Here is a 23838-nt window from a genome sequence, read left to right as displayed (position 1 = left end):
GGCGGACTGCGCCGGTGAGGTGACCGCAACAATGACCGCGACCATTTACGATGTCGCCGCCTTGGCGGGCGTATCCATCAAATCGGTCTCGCGGGTTCTGAACCGGGGTCCCAACGTCAGCCCGGCGCTGGAGCAGAAGGTGCAAAGCGCCGTCGCGACGCTCAACTATCGCCCGAATCTGTCGGCCCGGAGCCTGGCGGGGGCCTCTTCCTATCTCATCGCAGCGTTCGTGGACGCCGAACTGACGCTTGAACACTGGCGCAGCGGGCGCGGCAACGACTACCTCAGCCGGCTGGAATACGGGGCGCTCGTGGAGTGCCGGAAAGCGGGCTACCACCTGATGGTCGAGCTGGTCGATTACGGCTCGCCTACCCTGGAGACCTGGCTGTTCTCCCTGTTGCGGTCGTTGAAGCCGGATGGCGTTTTGTTGACCCCGCCGAATTCGGATGACGCGCGGGTGCTTGATGTGCTCGAGCGCAACGGCACGCCCTTCGTCCGGCTCGGCGCCGAGGTCGACCTGGAGCGCGGCATGAGGGTCTTCATGGACGACCGACAGGCGGCGGCGGACATGACCGCCCACCTGATCGCCCTGGGCCATCGCCGCATCGGATTCATCGCAGGGCCGTCTGGCTATGCGGCCAGCCGCAAGCGGCAGGAGGGCTTCGAAGCGGCCATGGCGCGCCAAGGCCTTCCGGTCGATCCGGACCTGATCGTGGACGGCGACTTCACCTTTGATTCGGGTCGCCGGGCGGGCGCCGCCATCCTGGGGCATGCCGAACGGCCGACGGCGATCTTCGCCAGTAATGACGACATGGCGCTGGGCGTGCTCAACGCAGCGGCGGCCCTCGGGGTGGCCACGCCCGCCTCGCTCGCGGTCTGCGGGTTCGACGACACGCCGAGCGCCCTGCTCAGCACACCGCCTCTCACGACCATCCGCCAACCCGTGGCCGAGATGGCGGCGGCCGCAACCCGCCTGCTTCTGCCGAGCTCGGCCGGAAAGCCCGGCCATGCCGAGCGCGTCGACTTCGTGCTTGTCGACCGCTCATCCACACGGCCGCTCGACTGAACACGTTTTATGACAGCGCTGTCAAAGCGCGTTGACAGCGCTGTCAAATCCGCACAGGTGTGTTTCAGGGAAACAGGCGGGCTGCGGCGCGTCATCACGAGGAACCTCGGCAAACGGGGGCCGCGGGGAGGAAAAATAATGATCCGGTTGAAACGTTCGCTGCTGCTTGGCTGCGCCTCGCTGGCGCTGGGGTCCGTGTCGGGTGGCGGTCTGGCCAACGCCCAGGAGGTCGATCCGGCGCCGACCACGCAGGATGAAACCGCAGAGCTTGGCGAGGTCGTCGTCACCGCCGAGCGGCGGGAGCAGTCGCTGCAGAATTACGCCGGCGTCGCCCAGGCCATCTCGGGCGATGACCTTCGCGCGGTGGGCATCGACCAGATCGAAGACCTGCAGTCGGCCATCCCCGGCCTGTCGATCTCGAACCAGGAAGGCAACGTCCAGATCTACATCCGGGGCGTCGGCACGGCCAACAACACCGAGCTCGGCGACCCTTCCGCCGCCACCCATCTCAACGGCGTGTATCTGCCGCGACCGCGAGGCCTGGGCGGCCTGTTCTTCGACCTGGCGCGTGTTGAGGTCGCCAAGGGTCCGCAGGGCACGCTGCGTGGACGCAACGCCGTCGCCGGCACCCTGAACATCATTCCCAACATGCCGCGTCTGGGATCGAACGAAGGGTTCATCCAGGGCGAGGTCGGCGCCCTCGACACCTATGGTTATGAAGGCGCGGTCAACCTGCCTCTGGGAGAAGACCAGGCGCTTCGCCTGGCCGTTTACGGCGTCGACCGCGGCACGGCCTATGAGAACGTCGGCAATGACCAGAGCCTGGATCCGACCGGGGAGCAGGAACTGTTTTCGGCGCGGGCGACCTATCTGTACCAGCCCAACGACCGATTCCGCCTGACCTTCATGGGGGATTTCGAGTCGGAGCGCGGCACCGGCTATCCCGCCACCAACATCCGCAACGGTCTCGTCGGCGGCGGAACGCCGGACCAGCTGGAGCTGCGCGAGGTCCTCTATCGCGGGCCGCAGGGCCTCGTGGAGAACGACAACTGGGGGCTGGCGCTGAACGCCTCCTATGACTTCGGGCCCGCCGTGCTGGACTACACCGCCAGCCGCCGCAGCGTGGACTACTACCAGGTGAACGCCGCGAGCGAGGGCGTGGTGCGACCGGGCTATGGCGCGGAGGATGTGGACTATGACAACTTCGGCACCCAGTACTGGCTGACCCTGTCGGAGTCGGATGTTCACGAACTTCGCCTGTCGTCCGCGCCCGGCGCCGGAACCGTCTGGTCCACGGGCCTGTTCTATTTTGAGGAACGACAGCAGGTCGGCTTCCTGTCGGTGGTCGACAAGGGCCAGTTCTACTCCGGCACCGAATTCACCTTCCCGGATGTCCGCTCCGACTCCTTCGCGGCCTATGCCGACATCACCTATCCGCTGACCGACCAACTGCGGGTGAAGGGCGGCTTCCGCTATACCGAGGAGAACAAATCGCGGCGCGGGATCGGAGGCAACTGGTCGCTGGGCCTCGGTTCGGACGGCTTCGCCTGTTGCTTCACCACCCGCCTGGGCACCGAGGGATTCCGTCCCATCTTCACCGGTCGCGACAGCTACGCGCCGCCGACCCCCGGGGACAACCAGGCCGCCGCCCGCTATTTCCTGGGCGCGTTCAGGCCGGGCGCGCGCGACACCTTCCTTGACCAGATCGCCGGCGTCGCGGACGGCTCGCGCCCGAACGGGACGTGCGTCAACCGCCCCGACACCCAGCCGTCATACGGCGGTCAGGTCTGCCCGGCGAACGGGCAGCACAGCTTCTTCCAGATTTCGGCGCCGGGCGAGCAGGTCGGGTCCTACGAGGACGCGTTCAGCGACTGGCGGGTCGGTTTCGAATACGACCTCACTTCGGACCACCTGTTTTATGGCGCGATTTCGACCGGTCACAAGTCGGGCGGTTTCAACGACACCATCGTGGTCAACGGCGTCTCGACCGCGCCGACCTTCGCACCGGAATCGGTGACCCTGTACGAACTGGGCGTCAAGAACACCTTCCGACCCGCCTTCGGCCGCGTCGACATCAACGCCAACGTCTTCTTCTATGACTACGCCGACCAGGTCTTCCAGACGCTGGTTTCGCTCGGCACGGGGCCCGGCGGCGCCAGCGCCGGGTTCTCGCAACAGAACATCAATGTCGCCCAGTCGACCATTCAGGGCTTCGAACTCGAGACGCGCTTCAGCCTTCCGTTCGGCATGCGGCTGGACCTGATCGGCTCATACATCGACGCCCAGGCCGACAATGGGGTGCTCACCGACACCCGAGGGACGGATTACGGCGACGGTACGCCCAATTTCAACATCGATATCGGCGGCAATGACCTTCCCAACGTGTCGAAGATCAATCTGAACGCACACCTGCAGCAGACGATGGATCTGTTCGGCGGTCGCGCAGACTTCCACCTGCTCGCCAACTATCGCTCGTCCTACTTCCTGAGCATCTACAACGAGCTGCCGGTGATCCAGTTTACGGCCCGCCCGACCGATCCCGCAGCGGCGGCGGCGTACGACGCCTTCAAGACTGCCATGGCCGGCGCGACGGTGGATCCGCGCGCCGCCCTGACCAGCCCTTTCCTGCGCAGCACCGACGCACGCGAGGGCGGCTTCTGGGGGCGCCAGGAGGGTTATGTAACAGTCAACATCGGCGCGGGCTGGGAGCCGTCGAGCGGTCGCTACCGGATCGAGGGCTACGTCAACAATCTGTTCGACGAGACCGTCGTTGAGAAGCAGCTGGTGTCGGACCAGGTGGTGAACGTCCTGTTCCTGAACCAGCCGCGCACCACCGGCATCCGCCTGCGCGCCAATTTCTGACGCGCCGGCCCTGAGTCTCCTGACTGGGACGGCGTGGTGGAACCCCGCGCCGTCCGTTTTTTTGAATCGCGCCTGAGGTCCAGCATGTCCGCGTCCCGTCGAACGCTCCTCACCGCCGCCGCCCTGGCGGTTGTTCTGTCTGCTGGCGCTGCCCCCTGCGTGGCGGCGCAGGAGACGCCGTCGGCGGGCGCCAATCCCGCTGTGTGGCCGCAGGCGGCCAGCCCCGCCGCCTTGACTGATGCTGCGACGGAAGCCCGGATCGACGCCCTGATGGCGCGTATGACCCTCGAGGAGAAGGTGGGGCAACTGATCCAGGCCGACATCGGCTCGATCACTCCTGCAGACCTCGCGGTCTATCCGATCGGCTCTATCCTGGCCGGCGGCAACTCGGCGCCCGAAGGCAATGAGCGCGCTCCGCTAGCCGACTGGGTGGCGCTGTCGCGGGCCTTCCGGGCGGCCGCCGCCGACCGTCCTGGCGCGGCTATCCCGCTGATGTTCGGCATCGACGCCGTACACGGTCACAACAATATTGTCGGCGCGACGCTGTTCCCGCACAACATTGGCTTGGGCGCGGCGCGGGACCCGGACCTGATTGAACGCATTGGGGCGGCGACCGCTCAGGAGGTGGCCGCCTCAGGCGCGGACTGGACCTTCGGTCCCACCCTGGCCGTTCCCCGCAACGACCGCTGGGGACGCGCTTATGAAGGCTATGGCGAACATCCAGAGATCGTCACCCTCTACGCGGGCCCGATGACTCGGGGGTTGCAAGGCGTGCTGGTCGAGGGACGTCCGCTCGCGGCCGAGCATATCGCTGGCTCCGCCAAGCATTTCCTGGCAGACGGAGGCACTACCGACGGTATCGATCAGGGTGACGCCGTCTTGTCCGAGGCCGACCTCATCGCCCTGCACGCCCAAGGCTATGTGCCGGCGATCGATGGCGGGGTTCTGACGGTCATGGCCTCCTTCTCCAGCTGGAACGGGGTCAAGATCACCGGCAACCGGTCATTGCTGACCGACGTCCTCAAGGACCGGATGGGATTTGCCGGATTTGTGGTGGGGGACTGGAACGCCCATGGGCAGATCCCTGGCTGCAGCAATGAAAGCTGCCCGCAGGCGATCAATGCGGGACTGGACATGTTCATGGCGCCCGACAGCTGGCGGGGGCTGTATGCGAACACCCTCGCCCAGGCACGGGCCGGCGAGATCTCCGCCGCCCGGCTCGACGATGCGGTGCGCCGGATCCTCAGGGTCAAGTTCAAGCTCGGCGTATTCGACCGCGATCGGTCGCTGGAGGACCGACCCGAGGTGCTCGGCTCCGCCTCGCATCGTGATCTTGCCCGGGAGGCGGTGCGCAAATCCCTTGTCCTGCTCAAGAACGAGGGAGTGCTGCCCATCCGTCCCGGCGCCCGGGTGCTGGTCGCCGGGGAGGCGGCGGACTCGATCGGCCAGGCCTCCGGCGGCTGGACCGTATCCTGGCAGGGCGCCGACACGACCAATGCGGACTTCCCGGGCGGGACCTCGATCTGGTCCGGCCTGAAGGCGGCGGTCGAGGCGGCCGGGGGTTCGGCGACCCTCAGCGCTGGCGGCGACTACGAAGCGCGTCCGGACGTGGCGATCGTGGTGTTTGGGGAGACGCCCTACGCGGAGTTTCAGGGCGACGTGGAAACCCTCGACTACGGTCCCGAAGAGCCCCTGGCCCTGTTGCGGCGGTATAAGGCGGCAGGCATTCCCACGGTTTCGGTGTTCCTGAGCGGTCGGCCGCTGTGGACCAATCCCGAAATCAACGCGTCAGACGCCTTTGTCGCGGCCTGGCTGCCCGGAACGGAAGGCGCGGGCCTGGCGGATGTGCTGGTGGCCGGTCCCGATGGGCGTTCAGCCCATGACTTCAGCGGTCGGCTGTCCTTCTCCTGGCCCCGTGAGGCCGGTCAAGACGTGCTGAATGTCGGGGACGCCGAGTACACGCCGCAGTTCGCCTATGGCTACGGACTGGACTATGCGGCGCCGGCGCACATCGGCCGCCTGTCGGAGGAGCCCGGCGTCACCGCCCGTCGCGCCAACGTCGACGCCTATTTTTCGGATGGTCGGATCCAGGCGCCCTGGTCGCTGATGCTGCGGGACGGCGGCGGCGACAGCCGGGTCGGCACGGTGCTGGCGGCGACCAGCCCCCGCGGCGCTGTGGCCGTGCGACCCACCGACGGCGCTGCGCAGGAGAGCGCCATGGCGTTGACCTTCACCGGGGCGGGACAGGTTCTGATCACAGGACCGGCGGTGGACCTGTCGCGGCAGAGCAATGGAGATATGGTCCTTGGGCTGTTGATCCGACTGGATGCGCCCCTCGCTGATCCGGTTGAGGTCGGTTTCGGCGGTCGCTGGCTCGACATCACGGTTCCCCTGGCGGCGGCAGGAAACGGACAATGGATTCCGGTCCGCATTCCTCTGAGCTGTTTCCCGTCCGCCGACCTTAACGCCATCGAGACCCCGTTCGCCCTGCGGACCGCAGGGTCGCTGCGCGTGTCCCTGGCGGACATTGGCCTGACGACCCGGACAGCGGAAGCGCGCTGTCCGTCCGCTCGCTGATCTTGGGCCCTCCACGCCCGCGACCGTCACAGTAAGGCTGGACCTCAAGCTGACCGCGCTCACGCACCTCGTTCGCACGATCCTAGGCGGGGAGCGGACGTTCAGCAGGTCTCTAGCGAGTCGAAACCCGGCCCTCACCATACGTGATCGTTTGCGCTATTCTTCAATCCGCCCGGTGCGGCCCCCGCGTATGTCCAGGCTTCGGCTAAAGGCGTGGGCGCGTGTCATCTCACATGTTCTCAACGCCCGGCGCACTCTCTGTCGCAACCGGTGGTGTTCATCAACGCTGGCCCCAAGCTTCAAACGCGCTAGACTCCTCCTATGAAGTCGACCCTCGACCATCTGCCGGAGCGTCAGCAGCAGGAGCTCGCGCATATCCGCACGACCCTGCTGACCGAGTTTGAGGCCGCCCTGCGTCAGGGCGCCGGCGGCACGGCGGAGTGGCGCAAGGGGGGGCAGGTCCTGAAGATCATCCTGTTCGGCAGCTATGCGCGCTCGGACTGGGTTGATGAACCGGACAATGGCTATCTCTCCGACTTCGACCTGCTGGTCATTGTCAGCCACGCCAAGCTGACTGACATCGCCGACTACTGGTGGGTGGCCGAGGACAAGATCCTGCGCGACGTCAGCGTCGGTCGCACTGTCAATCTCATCGTCCACGACCTCGCCGAAGTGAACCAAGGCCTCAGCCGCGGGGAATACTTCTGGACCGACATCGCCCGCGACGGGGTCATCCTCTACGAGCTCCCAGGCCATCCCCTCGCGGCGCCGAGGCCTATGACGCCGGCCGATGCAGAAACTGCGGCGCAACGATACTTTGACATCAAGCGCGCCGATATCGACGTCCGGCTCGATACGGCGACCCACGTCCTGTCTCAGGATACTTCTCAGGCTCGACGAAAGAACGCCGCCTTCCAGCTTCATCAGGCTGTTGAAGCCGCCTACATCTGCTTCCTGCTGGTCCACACCTTCTACTTCCCGCGCTCCCACAACATCAAATTCCTCCGCTCCCTCGCCGAGGACGTCGACAAGCGGCTGGTTGCTGCGTGGCCGCGGGAGCACCGTCTGGACCGCCGTCGCTTCGAGACGCTGAAGCGCGCCTATGTGGAAGCCCGTTATTCGGATCAATACGATGTCGGCGAGGAAGACCTGGCCGCCATCGCCGGTTCGGCGACGCGTCTGCGGGATCTGGTGGCGGAGGCCAGCCGGGACTGGATCGCCACTCTCCGAACGGCGGCGGCAGGATCCTGAGCTCCTCCCCGAACCGGCTTCCCTGTGTCGCGCCGGCCCGAAACGGGCAGGGGTGGAACCCGGGCCGTGATTGCGGCATCGTAGCGCTTCTCTCGACAGGCCCGATCGTATGAATACAGACGCTCTGCTGGACGACCCTAACTATCGGTTCGGCGTCATCATGGGCCGGATGCAGGCGATCACCGAGGTGATGGCGCTGTTCGCCCCCGGGGCCGACCAGCCGGACGACCTGCCGGGTCAGCTGAGAGACATCGTTCTTCGGGAGGATCGCCTCGCGACCTGGCTGGAGCAGTCCCGGACCGAGTGCGACCTCGAAACCGAAATGCTACAGGCCGAACTGGCCCGCGCCGAGTTGACCCAAGGCTGAGCCGCCCACTGAGAATTATGAGGCGATCGGATCGCCGTCTCGGGCGCCCGCCCACGCCGTGGTGGAACGCCGTCCAGGCCTCTTCCAAACGAGGGGAGGGGCGGGGGCGAAAGCCCCCTCGCCAACCCTCGCCGTGCATGCAGCACTAAGCGCCCTGAACCACCCGCGCCCCACGCGTTCAGGCGCGTGTGAGTGGTATCGGGCGCTTCTTTCCACCTTGGGGTGGCGCCCGCTTGCAAACCCGACGACCTTGATTCAAGTTCAGCGGGCGTTGACCCGAGGGAAGACGCCGAGGCGTGAGAACCTCGCTTGAGACGCTCAATCCATCTTCACTCCGCAACGGCGGCGTGGCCGGCGCGCATGTCCAGGCCTTCGGGCTAAGGTTCGCAAGGGGAGGTTCATCGCCTCGGCGACCTGTCTCGCCGTCATGCCACGCGCGCGCCGGACAGACCGTGCGGCCTGCCCGATCAGGCGGGCGTCGCTCAGAGTGTCCGAGGGTGCGGAGGGCATCGATGTTCACCTTTCGCTACCAAAGGTGCGGTTTTCGTCCGGGGGGATCAATGCATGCGTGTGCGACTTTTGTGGGTGGATGCAGAGTATTTTTCACGCCCCGCCACAAACTGGCGGGCGGTCGACAGGCGTGTGGCGGATCGACCGAGGAAGTTTTTCGCAGACGCGGCGCGGCGCTTCGCGCGACGATGAAGGCCCCTTCAGCACTCTCGACGGAGCGAACCGGCCGGAGTTGTCATGGCGCGTAATCGCGACCCCTTCACCCAGGCGCTGACCGCCTTGCGCGACCGGATTCAGTCCGGGGCGCTGGCGGGCGGCGCCCCGGTCATCGTCCAGGATGAGGCGGCCCGTCTGCGTCTCTCCACCACGCCCGTCCGCGAGGCGCTGGCGCGGCTGAGCGGAGAGGGGCTGGTCGAACGGGCGGCCTCCGGCGGCTATGTCACCCGTCGGCTGGACGCGGCGGCGGCCCGGGATCGCTACGCCATGCGCGAACAGTACCTTCGGATCGCTCTGGATCTGAACCAGAGCGCGCTGGGCGGCCTGAAGCCGCCGGCGCCGTGCTTCGACGCCGAAGACCCGCTGGCCGCGGTGGAGCAACTGTTCACCCTCCTCGTCTGCAGCGCCGGCAACCAGGTGCTCGTGGAGGCCTTCGGCCGCGTGTGCGGGCAACTGTCGCGCTTTCAGGCTGTCGAGGCGCGGCTTTTCCGCGACCTGGCCGACGAAGCCTCGGACCTCTACCGAACTTACGGCGAGGCGCCGGCGCCGGCTGTGTGGGCGGCGATCGCCCGGTATCATGATCGTCGCCTTGCGGCGGCCGGACCGCTGGCGGCTCTGGTCTGGAGTACGGGTTCGGTCTCGGGCGACGAGGCGATCAAGGCGGGTCGCTAGGCCGCAGCCAGCATTCGGGTGAGCCGCTCGACCCGGGCGCAACGCTGCTCATGATACTGCTGCACCTGATCCAGCAGGTCGGGTATCCGACCAGCGGCGATGATCGTGGTCATTGCGCGGATCGCTGAGCCGTCTTCCGGATCGAGATGGCGTTCCGCCTCCAGGACGGGTTTCATACGGTCGCGAACCCGGCGCGACGCCTCGATCAGGGCGGCGTTCGCGGACTGCTGTACAATGGCGTCGAACAGCGCCTGGACGCCGTCGTCGATCCTGATCTCCGCCGCCGCTTTGCGCAGGGACGCCAGCCCCCTCGGGCACAGGATGAGTGCGGCGTGCAGATAGGCCAGTTGCAGCTCGAACAGATCAATCAAATCCGACGCGCTCAGTGCGGGATAGAAGTAACCGTGGCCTCGCCGGCGGTCGATCAGCCCCTCTCCGGCGAGGCGGGCGAGGGCTTCCCGAACCGGCGTTGGACTGAAGCCGACCTCCGCCGCCACCTCGGTGACGACGATCGGTTCGCCGGGAACAAAGCGACCGGCGTCTGTCAGACGGCGCACGGCGCCCAGGGCGGCGTTGTAGGGGTCTCGGGGGATCGGCGCGTTCATCTCGCCCTCTACGCTTACGGGTGGACCGGCCCCTCCCTCGCCGATCCCGACGTCCGTAAGCAGATCAAATATACCGCATTCAACGCAAGGTTATATTTGTCACGTCAAACTTTGGCGGATCACCCGCCAAAAATTGGCGGCCAGTCGCGGTGTCGGCGCACTGTCGTTCCGCTCACGCCGGCCTAGCTGCCGCTGAGCCAGCCGCCGCCGCTGAGCTGGAAATGATCCCGTTCGCGCAGATCCAGCTCCAGCCCACAGGCTGCAGCGACGCGCTCGAGGTTGGCGCCGATCAGGTCGTCCAGATCTTTGGGCGCGATCTCCCGGTCAGCCGCCGCCCGATCCAGCGCAAGCATGAGGGACGCCAGATCGCCCTGTGCGAAGCGCAACGCCGCGGCGTCGCCGAAGCCGAACGTTCTCAGCAGGATCGCCATGTCGGCCGCGGTAATGTCTTCCACCTTTTCGGCCGCGCCCATCCTGAACCCCATCTCCGGCCGCAGGTTGGTCGACAGGCGCGTCGGGAGCAGGTCGTAGGCCGGCGCGAGGTCCGGGATGGCGCCTCGCGCATAAAGGAGGGAGTGGTTCTTGGCGTGGTTGTCGGCGTTGCCGACGCAGGCGTTGAAGACCGTGAGCTTCAGGAACTCCCGCAGGGCTCTGGCCGGCGCGGCGGTCCGCTGCAGCAGGTCGTACACGCCTGCGGCCGTGAAGGCCCGCTCCGGTCCGCCGTTGCGTTCATATTTCAGGGAACCGGGCAGGCCGAGCGCCTGCGCGAAATCCTCCTGATGGAGCCGCCGCACGGTCCCGTGCTCGATCACCCGGTCGTAACGCTTCACGAGGATGGTCGGATGTCCGTCGAACTCCGGGGTTTCGGGCACCACCACGTCCAGCCCAACGGCGCGCGCCAACTGCGCCGAGGCGCGCTCCAGCTCGGCGTCCCGGCGGTCCTGGACCTGAGGCGTCTTGAGGATGTGGGTGGTCGGCGCGCCGGTTCCCGGACGCGGCAGGGCGAAGCCGCCGTCCGGCAGACGAGTCAGGGCCATCTTCTGCTGAAAGCCCGCTACGGGGGACGGATCGCGGAGCTCGTCAGGCAGGGTGTCGCCCCGCGCCATGCGGCGCACGAAGTCGGCGAGCTCTTCTTGCGGGAGGGCGATGTAGTCCGTGTCCAGGACGCCCGGATTCTTGACCGGGCCTGCGCCTCTGGGGACGCACGAAATGGCGCCGGGGCAATCCGCCCCCAGAAGCTCGAGCAGCGCGACGAAGTCGCCTCGGTCGATGGCGTTCAGATCCATCAGACGACGCATCTGGTCGTTCTCTGGAAGCAGGTTCTCGAAAAAGGCGCGTGTCGCCGCGTCGCCGTAGGCGTTCAGATCGAACGGCATGGAGAGCGACAGGGGGATCGCCTCCGGACGGGCGACATAGGCTTCCTCGTAGGCGAACACGGCGGACCGATCTTCCCGGGAGACGAGGATGCCGGCCGGGCCGAACTGGCCGTCAAGGTAGACGTCGAGAACACGCACGGCCGCTACCGAACACGCGCGAAGAGATCGACGCCGACATAGCGGCAGACCTTTAGGACCTTGTCGATCTCCAGCGAGGCCTTGCCGGTTTCAAGCTCCGAGATGAAGCGACGTCCCGTTCCTGCGGCGTCCGCCAGGTCCTGCTGGGTCAGCGACATGGCCAGGCGGCGCTCCCGCACGATCCGACCGAGGTCTGATACGGATTGAATGGGCAGGGCGGTCGTCGCGGGTTTTGGCGGAGGCGGCAGTGCAGCCTGGGGCGCACCCTCGGCCCCCTCTGGGGCCCGCGCCGTTGAGGTGAGGAGAGCCGGATCCAGGAGCGTGGACGGCAGGGTTAGGGTGCTGACGGTCCTGCCGATCCGGTCAAGATGGGTCAGTCCGCCGAGGCTGGTCAGCGCGCTGACCCGGCTGCCGAGGTTCGCCAGGTTGCCGATTCCCGAAAGGGACAGTGGCGTCGTCAGTTGGCTCACCTTGCCGAGTGGCGTCTGGCTGGCGCTCTTCAGCGCCTGCTCCAGGGCGCCGGTCTGTCGAACCCCGCCGCACGCTGTATCGCGTTTCGCCTCGTCAGACATGATCTGCTCCTGTTCGGGAACATAATCCTCTAGGAAGCGCCGTTCAAGGGCTTATGATGCCGTTCGGGGTCAGATCCTCCGCGAAAGACATCTTTTCTGAGCTGTGCACCCGATCGGTATCATCTCTGTCAGAGCTGGGCAGATCACCGTGCGTGATGGGATGACAACCAATCGGTGTCGTTGGCCACCTCCAGGCCGAACATCATGCCCCTGATGATGCCTGTTCTTTGCGGGGCAGGCTTATGATCATCCTTGTCGACGATGTGCAGCAGCAGGGATTGCCATGCCTTCAGCGCGGCGCGCTTGTCGCTCATGTACTCGTTGACGTCATAGTGAGCGCTCGACACCTGAGCGCCGCCGCCGGCGTCCGACCCATGCCCCAGCACCTTGGACCGGATAAACGGCGAGACCCGCAAACGTTCGCTTGTGAGCGCCGTTGAGCCGGTGCGGCGCAGATCGTGGACGGTGCGGTCCTCGACCCCGATGCAGACTCTCAACCGGCTCATGGCGCGGGTGAGGGCTTCGGCGTTGATGGGCTGGGTGTTGTCCTGGGGCGTAGGGAAGACGGGGCCTGTTCGACGGTCCGCAGGAAGCTTTGACAGGACGATGGCCTCCCGGATGAGGTCGATCGCCAAGGAGGGCAGGGGCACTTGATGCGGCCTGCCGGATTTCATACGCTCGGGCGGGATGGTCCACACGGCCTGGTCCAGATCGAGCTCGTCCAGATCCATGCCGACAATCTCGGCCCGGCGCTGGAGAAGGAGCGTCGCCAGTTGAAGGGCGATCCGAACCTGCCGACCGATGTAGACCTCGGCCCCGTCAGGTGATCTGAGCGGCGTGCGCCCGCTGAGCGCGTTCCAAAGCAGCTGCAGTTCATGATCGCGCCAGATCTTCAGGCGCGGTTTGCCGGCATGCAGGGTGGGAAAGCCCATGGCCGGGTTGACCTCCACCACCTCTTCGTTGATCGCGAAGTTGAACACCTGCCGGATCAGGGCCTGGACGCGGTTGGTCTGGGCGCCGATGCCCTTGGCCGTCATGTCGCGCAACAGCGCCTTGACCGTTGCGCGCTTGATCGACGAGACCGGGAGGCTGGCGAGGACCGGCTCGATGTGACGCTCGCAGAGGCGCTGCTCATAAGCCAGGGTGCTGGCCCGCTTGATCTTCCGCTTCGGCTGCCACTCCCCGGTGGCGCACGCCAGCCAGTAGGCATCAAGTAGATTGCCAAAGGTCGCCAGGGCGTCCTTACGCGCGGCCTCTCGTGCGTCCTGCTTCTCGCGAAGCGGGTCCCCGCCTCCGTCAATGAGGTCTCTCAGCCGCCCCGCTTCCAGCCTCGCCGACTTGAGGCTCATGACCGGATAGTCCCCCAGCTTGTGACGCGCGTTTCGCCCGTCCAGACCCCGGTAGCGAAGAAGCCAGGTGCGGCTGCCCTTGTGCGTGCACCGTATTGCCAAGCCGGTGCAGCCCGCGTCTGATACCTCCAGTCGTTGACTTGGATTCGGTTTCAGGCTGCTCAGAAAACGGTCTGTGAGGGTGACGCTGGGCATCGCTCAATCCTCCAAAACTGGGACCCCTGTGGGACACAAAAGGCCGCAACTCAAGGATACGCGATGAAACGGTAGGGTCAACTAAACAGCTGAATATATTGTGTTTTGGAACCCTGTGGAACGCGACGAAACTGGCTGAATACAACCCTGGGTTGGTTCCTAAAGCCGAGGTCGCAGGTTGGAGTCCTGCCGGGGTCGCCAAGGTCTTCCATCGGACCGACGATATCGCCCGCAGATCTGCGGTGAAGTGGTGCGATTAGCTGGGGTAATTGCGTCGAATGTGGTCGGTGCGATCCTTGCGAGCGATGGTGCTTATCGCGGTCGCGCTGTTCAGCGGCGGCGTCGGCGCGCAATCCACCTACCGGTTCGACCTGCCGTCACAACCGCTTGAGCAGGCGCTGACGGCCTTCTCGGAGCGGACCGGGCTGCAGATGCTGTACGACAGCGAACTGGCGCGGGGACGACAGTCAACGGCGATTTCCGGACAGTACGAGCCGCGCGAAGCCCTGGCTCTGATGCTGGCCGAGAGCGGGCTGGCGGCGCGTTTCACGGCGGCGGGAGCCGTAGTGATCTATGCCGGCTCGTCTTCGGCGGTGACACTGAGCCCCCTTACGGCGGTCGCGGCGCCGGTGATTGGCGGCGCTGCAGACGGTCCCGCGGCTCGCGCCTACGCAGCGACGGTTCAGGCGCTCATCACCGAGCGCTTGCGGCGATCCCCGGAACTCGGTGTCGGGGACTATGGGGTCAGCATCCGGCTCTGGGTGGGGCCCGAAGGCGGCGCCCGGCGGGTCGAATTCCTTTCCGGATCAGATGACCCCCATCGGGACGAGGCCTTTGCCGCCCTGATCCGATCGCAGGCCTTTCCAGCCCCGCCCGAGGGACTGCCCCAGCCCATGCGCATCGCTTTTCGCGTCCGGCGCGGGGGCTGACATCAAAGCTTCACGGGATTGTCGCGGCCTGTGGTCTAGGGAGCGAAATCCGCAGAGGCTCCGATCAGGCGGCCGCCATGATTACGCGAAACTGGGTATTGGGTGCGTCCATCTCGGCGGTCCTGCATGGCGGGGCCGTCGCCATGCTGCTCGTGGCGGTGAACGCGCCGGGCGGCGCTCCGGCGCAGGAAACAGCCCAGCCGGTGATCGAACTGGAGCTGTTTTCCACGCTCCGTTCGGCGCCGGGCCTTGATGCGCCAGCACAGGCGGCGCCGGATCGACCCGGCGAGACAGAGCGCGCGGCGAGCGAAGTGGTGGCGAGCGGCCGAACACAGTCCGAGCTGAAGCGAACCTCGTCGGATACGGCTCCTTCTTCCAGCGCCGCCGCCAGCGCGGCGCCCGACGCCCGGCTGGTCTCCGAATACTATCGGAACCTCGAGAGCCACCTCGCCCGCTATCATGCCTATCCCGAAGCCTTGCGGGCGCGCCCGCGGGGGACGGTGCAGGTCGGTCTGATCGTCGGGCGCGACGGCAGGTTGATGGATGTCTGGATTCAGCGCAGCTCGGGCGTCGCGGGCCTTGACCAGGCGGCGCTGGCGACGGTGCGTAATGCGGAGCCCCTGCCGAGCCTGCCGCCGGACCTGCCCGGCGCGATCGATCTGGTGGTGCCGCTGAACTACGAAGCCCGACCGGCGGCGAGTTGATCGCATGGTGACGGAAGCGACGGCCCGCCTGAGGGGGCATCTGGTCGAGAAGTATGAGTTCCTGCTTCTGCGGCTCAGCGCGCGGCTCGGTTCCCGTGAGCAGGCCCGGGACGCCCTGCAGGACGCCTATGTGAAGCTGTCGCACACCGAGGCGCGTGATGAGGTCCGGCATCCGACCGCCTACCTGTTCCGGATGGCGATGAACCTGGCTTCCAACGCCCGGCGTCGCGACCGCCGTCTGTTGGGCTTCGACGAGGTTGCGGCCCTGCTGGATATCCCGGACGAGCAACCGGATCCCGCCGCCGTGATCGAGGCGCGATCCGAGCTTTCCCGCATCAAGACTGCAATGGCCGACATGAGCCCGCGCCGCAGGGAGATTTGCGAAGCGGCCTGGGTGGATGGAGTGTCGACCCAGGAGATCGCGGATCGCCATGGTCTCGCGCAGCGAACCGTGCAACTGGAATTGCAGCAGGCCGCCAAGGCCTTGCAGCAGGTTCTGGATGGAGCCGCGATCATTCCTTTGCGCCGTCGGGAAGATGGCGTGTCATGACTTATGGGAAGACCTTGTCGGGCGGAATGAACCCCGGAGAGCAGGACGTGAACGAGGCGGTGACGCTTGAGGCGCGCGGCTGGGTAGGTCTGCTTCTGTCGGGAGCGGCGACCCGGGAGGATGCGCTGGCGCTGAAGGCCTGGCGCGCAGCGGATCCGCGCCACGAAACGGCTTTCCGACAGGAAGGGCGGCTGTTGCGGCTGGCGCGTGAGGCGGTCGACGAACTGCGCACGGAGGCGGCGGCGACGCCCGTCCGCGCGCGGAAACGTCTGAACCGACGAATGGTGATTGGCGGGGCGCTCGCGGCCTCGGCAGCCGGCGTCGTCGTCATCACCGGTCGGGAAGCCCTGCCGGTATTGCTGGCGCCGGGCGCGGACTTCGCCACCGGCAAGGGGGAAAGTCGGCGGGTCGATCTGGCCGGCGGGGTTTCGGTGCAGTTGAACACCCTGACCCGGATCGCCCTGCGTCCGGAACTCGGTGCGGGCGCCTTCCAGATATTGAACGGTGAGGCTGTCGTCGATGTGGCGCCCCGATCCGCTGCACTGGCTGTGGTGGCCGAAGGCGGGGAGACCCGGACGTCGGGTGGCCGTCTGTCCTTCAGATGCATCGGCGGCGAGGTGAAGGTCTCGTGTCTCGAAGGTCTGGCCCAGGTTCAGCTGGGCGCTTCGACCGCGACCCTGCAGGCGCAACGGAGCCTGACCTACGCAAACGGCGCCCTTCAGGCCGTCATCCCGATCGATCCGGGCGTCGAGGCCGCCTGGCGGCAGGGGCTGCTGATCTTCCGTGACCGGCCGCTCGGCGATGTGATCGAGGAGATCAATCGCTATCGTGAGGGGCGGATCATTATCGCCGACCCGCGGCTGGGCGCGCGGCGGGTGAACGGGGCCTTCCACACCGCCCGTATCGATCAGATCGTAGACCAGATCCGGCTCGCCTACGGGGTGCGCGCGACCCGTCTGCCGGGCAATGTGGTGCTGCTCGCCTAGGTGACGGAAAACCGCCCCGAAACCATCGCGAAAACTTCACGATAAATCTTTGCGCGCGTCTCCGGCGCGCGTGTCTCTCCCCTGACGGCCAAGTGCGGCGCGTTCGCGGCCCGGCCGCGGCGTCACCGGGGGATTGATGCTTTATCTGAAGACCAGCTCCGCGCTTCGAGGCGCGACGGCGGCGCTCGTTCTGGGCGCCGTGTTGTCGGTTCCTGCTGCAGCTTTCGCTCAGGAGGCGCCGGCCCAGACCTTCGATATCCGCGCATTCCAGGTTCGCGGAAACACGGTGCTGGCGCCGGATGCGGTGGAGCGCGCGGTATATCCCTTCATGGGACCGGGGCGGTCGGAGGCCGATGTCGAAAGCGCCCGGGCGGCGCTTCAGCAGGCCTTCGAGGACGCGGGCTACATCGCCGTTGCGGTCTACATTCCCGAGCAGTCCGTCGAGGGCGGTATCCTGCAGCTGGAAGTGCAGCCGCAGGTGATCGGCCAGGTCACGGTGGAGGGCGGCGACCGGGCGAGGATCCTGGCCCAGGCGCCGTCGTTGACGCCGGGGGAGACGCCGAACCTGCCGGCTTTCCAGCGCGACGTCGTGGCGCTGAACCAGAACCCGAACCGTCGGGTGACCCCGGAACTTCGCGCCGGAACGGCGCCGGGTTCACTGGATGTGGTGCTGACGGTCGAGGAGACCACCCCATGGAAGGCCTCGATCGAGGCCAACAACTACAGCTCATCGGCGACCTCGGAATACAGGGCGTCTGCGACCGTGCGTCATGACGATCTCTGGGGGCGCGGTGACAGTCTGAGCTTCACCATGCAGACGGCGCCCGAGCGGACAGACGACGGGACCGTCTGGTCGTCGAACTACCTGCACCGCCTGGGGCAGGGCGCACAGCTGATGGTCTATGGCGTCCATTCGGACAGCGACATCGCCGTGATCGGCGGCACCAGCGTTGTCGGTAGAGGCAATATTGTCGGGGCTCGCTACATCCGGTCGCTGGGGGCGACGGAAGGGTTTTACCATGCGCTGACCCTGGGCGTGGACTGGAAGGATTTCCAGGAAGACGTGCGGCTGGGCGCGGATCGGGCGTCGGCGCCGATCGAATACTTCCCGTTCACGGCGTCCTGGCGCGGCGACTGGATGGGCGAGACGGGAACCAGCGACCTGTCGCTGTCCGCGACCTTCGCCTTCCGGGGACTGGGCGATGGCTGGGAAGAGTTCGACGCCAAGCGATACAACGCCCGTCCCGGCTTCCTTGTCCTGAAGATGGACAGCGGTCACACCGAGGAGCTTCCGGGCGGCGCCCAGTTCCATGGCCGTCTGACCGGCCAGTGGTCGGCTGACCCCCTGATCTCGAATGAGGGCTTCTCGATCGGCGGGATCAGCACGGTGCGCGGCTATTCGGAGTCCGAAGTCCTGGGCGACTGGGGCTTCGCGCTGCAGAGCGAGCTGCGCTCACGCGATATCGCGCCGGACTTCGACCTGTCCGGCTTCAACGAGCTGCGGGTTCTGACCTTCGTGGATGTCGGTCACGCCACAATCCACGACCCGCTGATCGGTCAGTCGGCGTCCGATGGCCTGATCAGTGCGGGCGTCGGCGCCCGCATCCGTCTCTTCGACCATTTCAACGGGGCGCTCGATGTGGGCGTGCCGATCCTTGAAGGACCGAGCACCGATACGGGCTCGCTGTTCGCTCGCTTCCGCATCTGGGGGGAATTCTGATGTTCGCTAAACGTCTCAACAAGGGCGTGGCCGGAGGGCTTCTGGCCGCCGTCGCCGCCCTCGCGGTGGCCACGCCGGCCCTGGCCTGGTGGGAGCAGGAGTTCGCCTATCGGACCCGCATCAACCTGAACACCGCCGCCGCAGGCGTCTCCGCCGAGGTGGCGCGCGCGCCGGTTCTGGTGCGTCTGCACACCGGCAATTTCAACTTTGCTGACGTGAAGGCGGACGGCTCGGATCTGCGCTTCGTCGCCGGTGACGACCGCACCCCCGCCAACTTCCACATCGAGCGCTGGAATGCGCAGGAGCAGCAGGCGCTGGTCTGGGTGGATGTGCAGAACCTGCAGCCGGGCCAGCCGGCGGCGATCTACGCCTACTACGGCAACGAGAAGGCCGAGGCCGGTCAGAACCGCGCCGGGACCTATGGCGACGACTACCGTCTGGTCTGGCATTTCGACGAGGCCGGCGCGCCGCGCGACGCGACCTCGAACGGCGTCAACGGCGTGGGCGGCGAAGGCCGCAACGCGGGCGGCCTGATCGGCTCCAGCCTGATGCTGGATGGACAGGGCGCGACCCAGGTTCCGGCCTCGGTGTTCAGCGGCGGTCCGTTGAGCGTCAGCTTGTGGGTCAAGCCGACCTCGGACGGCGCGATACTGAACGTTCCGGGCGTGATGGCCCTGACCGCGCATGGTGGCCAGCTGGTCCTGCAGGCCGGGACGGGCACGGCGACCTCGGCGCTGGAAGCCGGCGCCTGGACCCATGTGGCGATCAGCGCTGACGGTCAGACCACCCGACTGTTCGTGGGCGGTCAGCCGGTCGGCGAGATCGCCGGCGCCCTGACGGCGGCGACCGGACCGGCCCTGCTGGGGCAGGGCTTCGCGGGTGAGGTCGATGAGTTCCGCGTGGCGGGCGTCGCCCTGCCGGCCTCGGCGTTCCAGCTGGCGGCCGCCAGCGAGGGGCAGGGCGCGCGTCTGGTCGCGGCGGACACCGCCGAGGCCATCGAGAGCGGCGGCGGCCACGACTATTTCGGCATCCTGTTCAAGGCGCTGACCTTCGACGCCTGGGTGGTGATCATCATCCTCGGCTTCATGCTGGCCGCCGCCATCGCGGTCATGGCGTCCAAGGGGATGACCATCGGCCGGGTGCGCCGGGCCAACGAAGACTTCATGGACGCCTATCGTCCGTCGGCGCGCCAGTCGAACGGCCATGACGGTCTGGGCGACCTGCCCGCCGATCTGGCCAAGGGCTCGACCCTGGCGCGGCTTTACCGGATCGGTCAGCAGGAGCTGGCGCTGCGTCTGTCGGAAGGCCGCTCGTCGGGCAGCCGCTTCGCCCTGCGCGCCCAGTCGATCGCGGCCATCCGCGCGGCCATGGACGCCGGTCAGGTGCGGGAGAGCCAGAAGCTGAACGCGCGCATGGTGCTGCTGACCATCGCCATCTCGGGCGGTCCCTTCATCGGCCTGCTGGGCACGGTGCTGGGCGTCATGATCACCTTCGCCATGGTGGCGGCGGCCGGCGAGGTGAACATCAACGCCATCGCGCCGGGCATCGCCGCGGCCCTGCTGGCCACCGTCGCCGGTCTGGCCGTCGCGATCCCGGCCCTGTTCGGCTACAACTACCTGCTGTCGCGGATCGAGGAGATCACCGCCGACAACCAGATCTTCGTCGACGAGCTGGAAAAGCGCATCGCCGAAACCTGGCAGGACGTCCCCGCTTCGCCCATCGCGGCCGAATAAGGGAGCGCCCCAGCCATGCAGGTCCAGGGCAAGAAACCCTACAACGAGATCAACATCACGCCGCTGGTCGACCTGACCTTCGTGCTGCTGATTATCTTCATCCTGCTGACCACGGCGGCGGTGCAGGGGATCAAGGTCGATCTGCCCAGCGCTTCGTCGGCCCAGACGATGAACGAGCCGAAGTCACGGGTGATCGCCGTGTCGAACGACGGGACCCTGTCGATCGACGCGGTGCCGGTGTCGATGTCCGAACTGGAAAACGAACTGCGGACCAGCATCGCCACGACGCCGGATCTGGCCGTCATTCTGCGCGGCGACCGCACGGTCCAGTACGACCGCGTCATGCAGGTGCTGGACCTGTGCTCCAAGGTGGGCGTGCCCAGCCTGGGCATGGCCGCCACCCGTCCGCCGGGCGGGGGAGCCTGAGGCCATGAGCTACGCCTTCATGGCCGAGCCGCCGCCGCCCAGACGCAGGGGCCGGATCAACTGGGTCCTCGTCGGTGGCGTGCTGGCGCTCGGCGCCATCGTGGCGGCGGTGCTGATGCAGCCCGCCACCGTGTCGGATCGCCCCAATGAGCTGAAGACGACGCGGGTCATCCAGCCTCCGCCGCCGCCCCCGCCGCCGCCGCCCGAGGTGACGCAGGAGCGGCCGCCCGAGCCGGTTCCTTCGCCGGTTCCGGTGGAGCAGCCGGTGGATACGCCGCCGCCGGAGGCTCCGTCCTCGGAGCCGACGGTGGGCGACAACGCCCTGACCGCCCGCGAGGGCGCCGGCCCGTCCAACTACGGACTGGTCGGAGGCGATGGCTCCGGCGGCCGCATCGGCGGACGGCCGGGCGGCGGCGGCAACGGCTTCGCGGCCTATGGCGGCATCGCCCACGCGGCGGCCCGTCAGGCGGTCCAGGCCGATCCGGTGCTGAGCCGGGGCCGGTATTCGGTGCAGCTGCAGGTGCGGGTGGATGCGGAGGGCCGGATCAGTTCGGTCAGCATCATCCGAGGCACCGGTGACGCGCGCCGCGACGCCCGCCTGATCGAGGTCCTGACGGGCCTGCAACTTTCTCAACGTCCGCCTGCCGGTCTTCCGACCATGCGGATCGAACTGAACGCCCGACGCGGCGGCTGACACTCCCGGGGATAGAACCATGAACCGTACGAACCGAATGAAGCCGGTGCTTCTGGCCTGCGCTGCGGGGATCGCCCTGATGGCGGCTCAGCCCGCCGCCGCCCAGCAGGTCGACTCGACCCGTCTGCTGGAGCTGATGGTGACCAAGGGGCTGGTGACCCGCGAGGAGGCCGACGCCCTGCTGGCCGAGGCCACGGTGGCCCCGACCCCGGCGCCCTTGCCGCCGGTTCCGGCCGGGGGCGTGGACGCTCAGGGCGTCCAGACCATCCCCTACATCCCGCAGGTCGTACGCGACCAACTGCGCGACGAGCTGCGCGCCGAATTGGGCACCCAGGCCCAGGCCGAGGGATGGGCCCGTCCGGGGGAGGTCCCGGAGTGGACCCGCCGCATCCAGGTCTATGGCGATGTCCGCCTGCGCGGAGAGGGGCGCTTCTTCGACGACGGCAACGCCGACATCTTCACCGACTATGGCGCGATCAACGCCGGGGACCCGCAGAACCTCAATGATCTGACGCCCGGCTATGTGGCGCCGCCGTTCCTGAACACGCTGGAGAATCGCCAGCGCCTCCAGTTGCGCGCCCGCCTGGGCGTGAAGGCGCAGATCGCCGATTGGATCAGCGCTGACATCCGTCTGGCCACCGGTTCGGATCGTTCGCCGGTCTCCACCAACCAGACGCTCGGCGCCAATGGCGGTTCAGGCTACGAGATCTGGCTGGATCGGGCGGCGATCCGCCTGACGCCGGTGGAGGGCGTGGCCGTGGATTTCGGCCGCTTCGCCAACCCCTTCTGGACCGGTGATCTGATCTATGACGCCGATCTGAATTTCGACGGTCTGGCCTACAGCGCCAACGCGCCGATGGGCGATAACCTGACCCTGTTCGCCGCTGCCGGGGCCTTCCCGGTGTTCAACACCAGTCTGAACTTCGGTTCACGCAATGCGCCGATGGGCAGCGCCTCCACCGGCCCGTACGAAAGCCAGGATCGCTACCTGATCGGCTCGCAGGTCGGCGCCGACATCCAGGCGAGCGAGACCATCCGGCTCAAGGCCGCCGTCGGCTATTTCCACTACGACAATGTCGAGGGTCAGCTGTCGGCGCCTTGCAACTTCGACGAGGTCGTCTGCTCCACCGACGCCACGCGTCCGGCCTTCCAGCAGCACGGCAACACCCTGTTCCCGATCCGGAACATTCTCGCTGATCCGGCGAACCCGACCGCCAGCCCCGAGAACCAGTATTTCGGTTTGGCCTCGCAGTTCGAGATCCTGCATCTGCGCGCCGCCATGGAGTACCGCCCCTCGGCCCGCTTCGGGCTGCGGCTGGACGGGGAGTTCGTCAAGAACCTGGGCTGGGACGAAGACGTGCTGGCGGTGCGCGCCGTCAACAATCTGGGGCCGGACATCCTGGTCCCCAATCCCGCTACGCCTGATCCGAACGACACCATGCCGGCGCCCGGCCCTTATGACGGCGGCGACACCGGCTGGCAGCTGAAGGTCAACCTGGGCTCGATGCTGGACCTGGGTGAGGGCTCCGCCTGGGTCGCCCAGCGCGGCGACTGGTCGACCATGATCGGCTACCGCCATCTGGAATCCGATGCGGTGATGGACGCCTTCGCCGACTCGGACTTCCACATCGGCGGCACCAACGCCAAGGGCTGGTTCATCGGCGGCCATTACGCCATCGGTCCCAACACCCTGCTGAGCGGTCGCTGGATTTCGACCGACGAGATCGCCGACGCCCCGTTCTCGGTCGATCGCCTGTTCGTCGACCTGAGCACGCGCTTCTGATCATGATCGCCGCGCGTCCGTCCTTCCTGTTCAGCCGCCCGGCCGCGTCCCTTGACGCCGCCGGAGGCGACGCATGGGCGGCGAACGGCACGGCTTCCGTCACGTGCTCCGAGCTTCGCCAGTTCCCGGTCCACGTGATGGCGGACCCGCCCGGTCGATCCCCGGTCGGGCGGGTCTTCGCCCTCCTTTGTCTGATCCCCCTGATCGTTGCGCCAGCACAGGCGCTGGCCCGGCAGGCCTCCCCTGCGCCGTCAACACCTGCACCGACCCTGCAGATAGGGGCGGACGCGCCCCGGTCCGGGCCCTGTGTCCAGGTCGATGTCGGAGGGGAGCGCGTCGGGCATCTGGACTGCGCCACCGAGGCTTTGCAGGCCGCGGCGCGGGTCGCTCGCGATCAGGCCCGCGCCCCGTTGGACGCGCCTGTCGTTGGTGCGGGAGCGCCGGATGCAGCCGTCGGGGTCTCCAGCCTGTCAGGCGCGCGACTGCGTCTTGGGCCGGCGCTCGGCGCCTCGGTCCACCGGCCTCCGCAGGGCGCCGCTCCGCCGGCTCGAGGACGC

General features: G+C 67.2%; 19 protein-coding genes. 15 read left to right on the top strand and 4 right to left on the bottom strand.

Going from position 1 to position 23838, the window contains the following annotated elements; translation table 11 throughout:
* Positions 1–31 precede the first annotated feature (31 nt).
* From ACFQQC_RS11740 to ACFQQC_RS11715, 6 genes are all read left to right on the top strand, one after another.
* Positions 32–1066, top strand: a complete 1035-nt coding sequence (locus tag ACFQQC_RS11740) for a LacI family DNA-binding transcriptional regulator (RefSeq protein ID WP_376862577.1) — start codon at positions 32–34, stop codon at positions 1064–1066.
* A gap of 138 nt (positions 1067–1204) precedes the next feature.
* Positions 1205–3928 carry a TonB-dependent receptor gene (locus ACFQQC_RS11735; RefSeq protein WP_376862576.1) on the top strand — a complete coding sequence of 908 codons (2724 nt, stop codon included), beginning with the start codon at positions 1205–1207 and terminating at the stop codon, positions 3926–3928.
* 84 nt (positions 3929–4012) lie between these two features.
* On the top strand, positions 4013–6505 hold the full coding sequence (locus ACFQQC_RS11730) for a glycoside hydrolase family 3 N-terminal domain-containing protein (RefSeq protein ID WP_376862575.1): 2493 nt from the start codon (positions 4013–4015) through the stop codon (positions 6503–6505).
* Between the two features lie 321 nt (positions 6506–6826).
* Positions 6827–7756, top strand: coding sequence for a HEPN domain-containing protein (locus ACFQQC_RS11725; protein WP_376862574.1), 930 nt, complete (start codon positions 6827–6829; stop codon positions 7754–7756).
* A 109-nt stretch (positions 7757–7865) separates the two neighbouring features.
* Positions 7866–8123, top strand: coding sequence for a hypothetical protein (locus ACFQQC_RS11720; RefSeq protein ID WP_376862573.1), 258 nt, complete (start codon positions 7866–7868; stop codon positions 8121–8123).
* Between the two features lie 747 nt (positions 8124–8870).
* Positions 8871–9521: a GntR family transcriptional regulator gene (locus tag ACFQQC_RS11715; RefSeq protein WP_376862572.1), complete on the top strand. Its 651-nt coding sequence runs from the start codon at positions 8871–8873 to the stop codon at positions 9519–9521.
* On the opposite strand, the gene ACFQQC_RS11710 is transcribed toward ACFQQC_RS11715, so the two are convergent.
* From ACFQQC_RS11710 to ACFQQC_RS11695, 4 genes are all read right to left on the bottom strand, one after another.
* A complete protein-coding gene (locus ACFQQC_RS11710; protein ID WP_376862571.1) occupies positions 9518–10126 on the bottom strand; it encodes a GntR family transcriptional regulator in 609 nt (202 codons plus the stop codon). The genes ACFQQC_RS11715 and ACFQQC_RS11710 overlap by 4 nt on opposite strands.
* Before the next feature lie 182 nt (positions 10127–10308).
* Positions 10309–11640, bottom strand: coding sequence for a HipA domain-containing protein (locus ACFQQC_RS11705; protein WP_376862570.1), 1332 nt, complete (start codon positions 11638–11640; stop codon positions 10309–10311).
* Positions 11641–11645: 5 nt separating this feature from the next.
* On the bottom strand, positions 11646–12212 hold the full coding sequence (locus tag ACFQQC_RS11700) for a helix-turn-helix transcriptional regulator (protein WP_376862569.1): 567 nt from the start codon (positions 12210–12212) through the stop codon (positions 11646–11648).
* A gap of 143 nt (positions 12213–12355) precedes the next feature.
* Positions 12356–13756 carry a tyrosine-type recombinase/integrase gene (locus ACFQQC_RS11695; RefSeq protein WP_376862568.1) on the bottom strand — a complete coding sequence of 467 codons (1401 nt, stop codon included), beginning with the start codon at positions 13754–13756 and terminating at the stop codon, positions 12356–12358.
* Positions 13757–14064: 308 nt separating this feature from the next.
* On the opposite strand from ACFQQC_RS11695, the gene ACFQQC_RS11690 reads away from it, so the two are divergent.
* The 9 genes from ACFQQC_RS11690 (at position 14065) to ACFQQC_RS11650 (ending at position 23281) form a co-directional block, all read left to right on the top strand.
* The gene (locus tag ACFQQC_RS11690) at positions 14065–14685 is read left to right on the top strand and encodes a secretin and TonB N-terminal domain-containing protein (protein ID WP_376862567.1); all 621 of its coding nucleotides are present in this window, start codon (positions 14065–14067) and stop codon (positions 14683–14685) included.
* Positions 14686–14762: 77 nt separating this feature from the next.
* Positions 14763–15389, top strand: a complete 627-nt coding sequence (locus tag ACFQQC_RS11685) for an energy transducer TonB (RefSeq protein ID WP_376862566.1) — start codon at positions 14763–14765, stop codon at positions 15387–15389.
* A gap of 4 nt (positions 15390–15393) precedes the next feature.
* Entirely contained in the window at positions 15394–15939 is a 546-nt protein-coding gene (locus tag ACFQQC_RS11680) for an RNA polymerase sigma factor (protein WP_376862565.1), read from the top strand.
* Positions 15936–16925 carry a FecR family protein gene (locus tag ACFQQC_RS11675; RefSeq protein ID WP_376862564.1) on the top strand — a complete coding sequence of 330 codons (990 nt, stop codon included), beginning with the start codon at positions 15936–15938 and terminating at the stop codon, positions 16923–16925. The genes ACFQQC_RS11680 and ACFQQC_RS11675 overlap by 4 nt, the downstream gene beginning before the upstream one ends.
* Before the next feature lie 136 nt (positions 16926–17061).
* Entirely contained in the window at positions 17062–18645 is a 1584-nt protein-coding gene (locus tag ACFQQC_RS11670; RefSeq protein WP_376862563.1) for a ShlB/FhaC/HecB family hemolysin secretion/activation protein, read from the top strand.
* Positions 18645–20378: a DUF2341 domain-containing protein gene (locus ACFQQC_RS11665; RefSeq protein WP_376862562.1), complete on the top strand. Its 1734-nt coding sequence runs from the start codon at positions 18645–18647 to the stop codon at positions 20376–20378. Before ACFQQC_RS11670 ends, ACFQQC_RS11665 begins: the two co-directional genes overlap by 1 nt.
* Positions 20379–20393: 15 nt before the next feature.
* The gene (locus ACFQQC_RS11660) at positions 20394–20804 is read left to right on the top strand and encodes an ExbD/TolR family protein (protein WP_376862561.1); all 411 of its coding nucleotides are present in this window, start codon (positions 20394–20396) and stop codon (positions 20802–20804) included.
* Between the two features lie 4 nt (positions 20805–20808).
* Entirely contained in the window at positions 20809–21498 is a 690-nt protein-coding gene (locus tag ACFQQC_RS11655; RefSeq protein WP_376862560.1) for a hypothetical protein, read from the top strand.
* 19 nt (positions 21499–21517) lie between these two features.
* Positions 21518–23281, top strand: a complete 1764-nt coding sequence (locus tag ACFQQC_RS11650) for a putative porin (protein WP_376862559.1) — start codon at positions 21518–21520, stop codon at positions 23279–23281.
* Positions 23282–23838: the final 557 nt, after the last annotated feature.

This window comes from Brevundimonas sp. GCM10030266 (assembly GCF_042666595.1).
GTDB lineage: Bacteria > Pseudomonadota > Alphaproteobacteria > Caulobacterales > Caulobacteraceae > Brevundimonas.
This window is presented reverse-complemented; position numbering and strand designations above follow the sequence as displayed.

Excerpts from the sequence above, each read along its gene's own strand:
- ACFQQC_RS11740 (WP_376862577.1), top strand. The coding sequence starts at position 32 with ATGACCGCGACCATTTACGATGTCGCCGCCTTGGCGGGCGTATCCATC.
- ACFQQC_RS11735 (WP_376862576.1), top strand. The coding sequence starts at position 1,205 with ATGATCCGGTTGAAACGTTCGCTGCTGCTTGGCTGCGCCTCGCTGGCG.
- ACFQQC_RS11730 (WP_376862575.1), top strand. The coding sequence starts at position 4,013 with ATGTCCGCGTCCCGTCGAACGCTCCTCACCGCCGCCGCCCTGGCGGTT.
- ACFQQC_RS11725 (WP_376862574.1), top strand. The coding sequence starts at position 6,827 with ATGAAGTCGACCCTCGACCATCTGCCGGAGCGTCAGCAGCAGGAGCTC.
- ACFQQC_RS11720 (WP_376862573.1), top strand. The coding sequence starts at position 7,866 with ATGAATACAGACGCTCTGCTGGACGACCCTAACTATCGGTTCGGCGTC.
- ACFQQC_RS11715 (WP_376862572.1), top strand. The coding sequence starts at position 8,871 with ATGGCGCGTAATCGCGACCCCTTCACCCAGGCGCTGACCGCCTTGCGC.
- ACFQQC_RS11710 (WP_376862571.1), bottom strand. The coding sequence starts at position 10,126 with ATGAACGCGCCGATCCCCCGAGACCCCTACAACGCCGCCCTGGGCGCC.
- ACFQQC_RS11700 (WP_376862569.1), bottom strand. The coding sequence starts at position 12,212 with ATGTCTGACGAGGCGAAACGCGATACAGCGTGCGGCGGGGTTCGACAG.
- ACFQQC_RS11695 (WP_376862568.1), bottom strand. The coding sequence starts at position 13,756 with ATGCCCAGCGTCACCCTCACAGACCGTTTTCTGAGCAGCCTGAAACCG.
- ACFQQC_RS11685 (WP_376862566.1), top strand. The coding sequence starts at position 14,763 with ATGATTACGCGAAACTGGGTATTGGGTGCGTCCATCTCGGCGGTCCTG.
- ACFQQC_RS11680 (WP_376862565.1), top strand. The coding sequence starts at position 15,394 with ATGGTGACGGAAGCGACGGCCCGCCTGAGGGGGCATCTGGTCGAGAAG.
- ACFQQC_RS11675 (WP_376862564.1), top strand. The coding sequence starts at position 15,936 with ATGACTTATGGGAAGACCTTGTCGGGCGGAATGAACCCCGGAGAGCAG.
- ACFQQC_RS11670 (WP_376862563.1), top strand. The coding sequence starts at position 17,062 with ATGCTTTATCTGAAGACCAGCTCCGCGCTTCGAGGCGCGACGGCGGCG.
- ACFQQC_RS11665 (WP_376862562.1), top strand. The coding sequence starts at position 18,645 with ATGTTCGCTAAACGTCTCAACAAGGGCGTGGCCGGAGGGCTTCTGGCC.
- ACFQQC_RS11660 (WP_376862561.1), top strand. The coding sequence starts at position 20,394 with ATGCAGGTCCAGGGCAAGAAACCCTACAACGAGATCAACATCACGCCG.
- ACFQQC_RS11655 (WP_376862560.1), top strand. The coding sequence starts at position 20,809 with ATGAGCTACGCCTTCATGGCCGAGCCGCCGCCGCCCAGACGCAGGGGC.
- ACFQQC_RS11650 (WP_376862559.1), top strand. The coding sequence starts at position 21,518 with ATGAACCGTACGAACCGAATGAAGCCGGTGCTTCTGGCCTGCGCTGCG.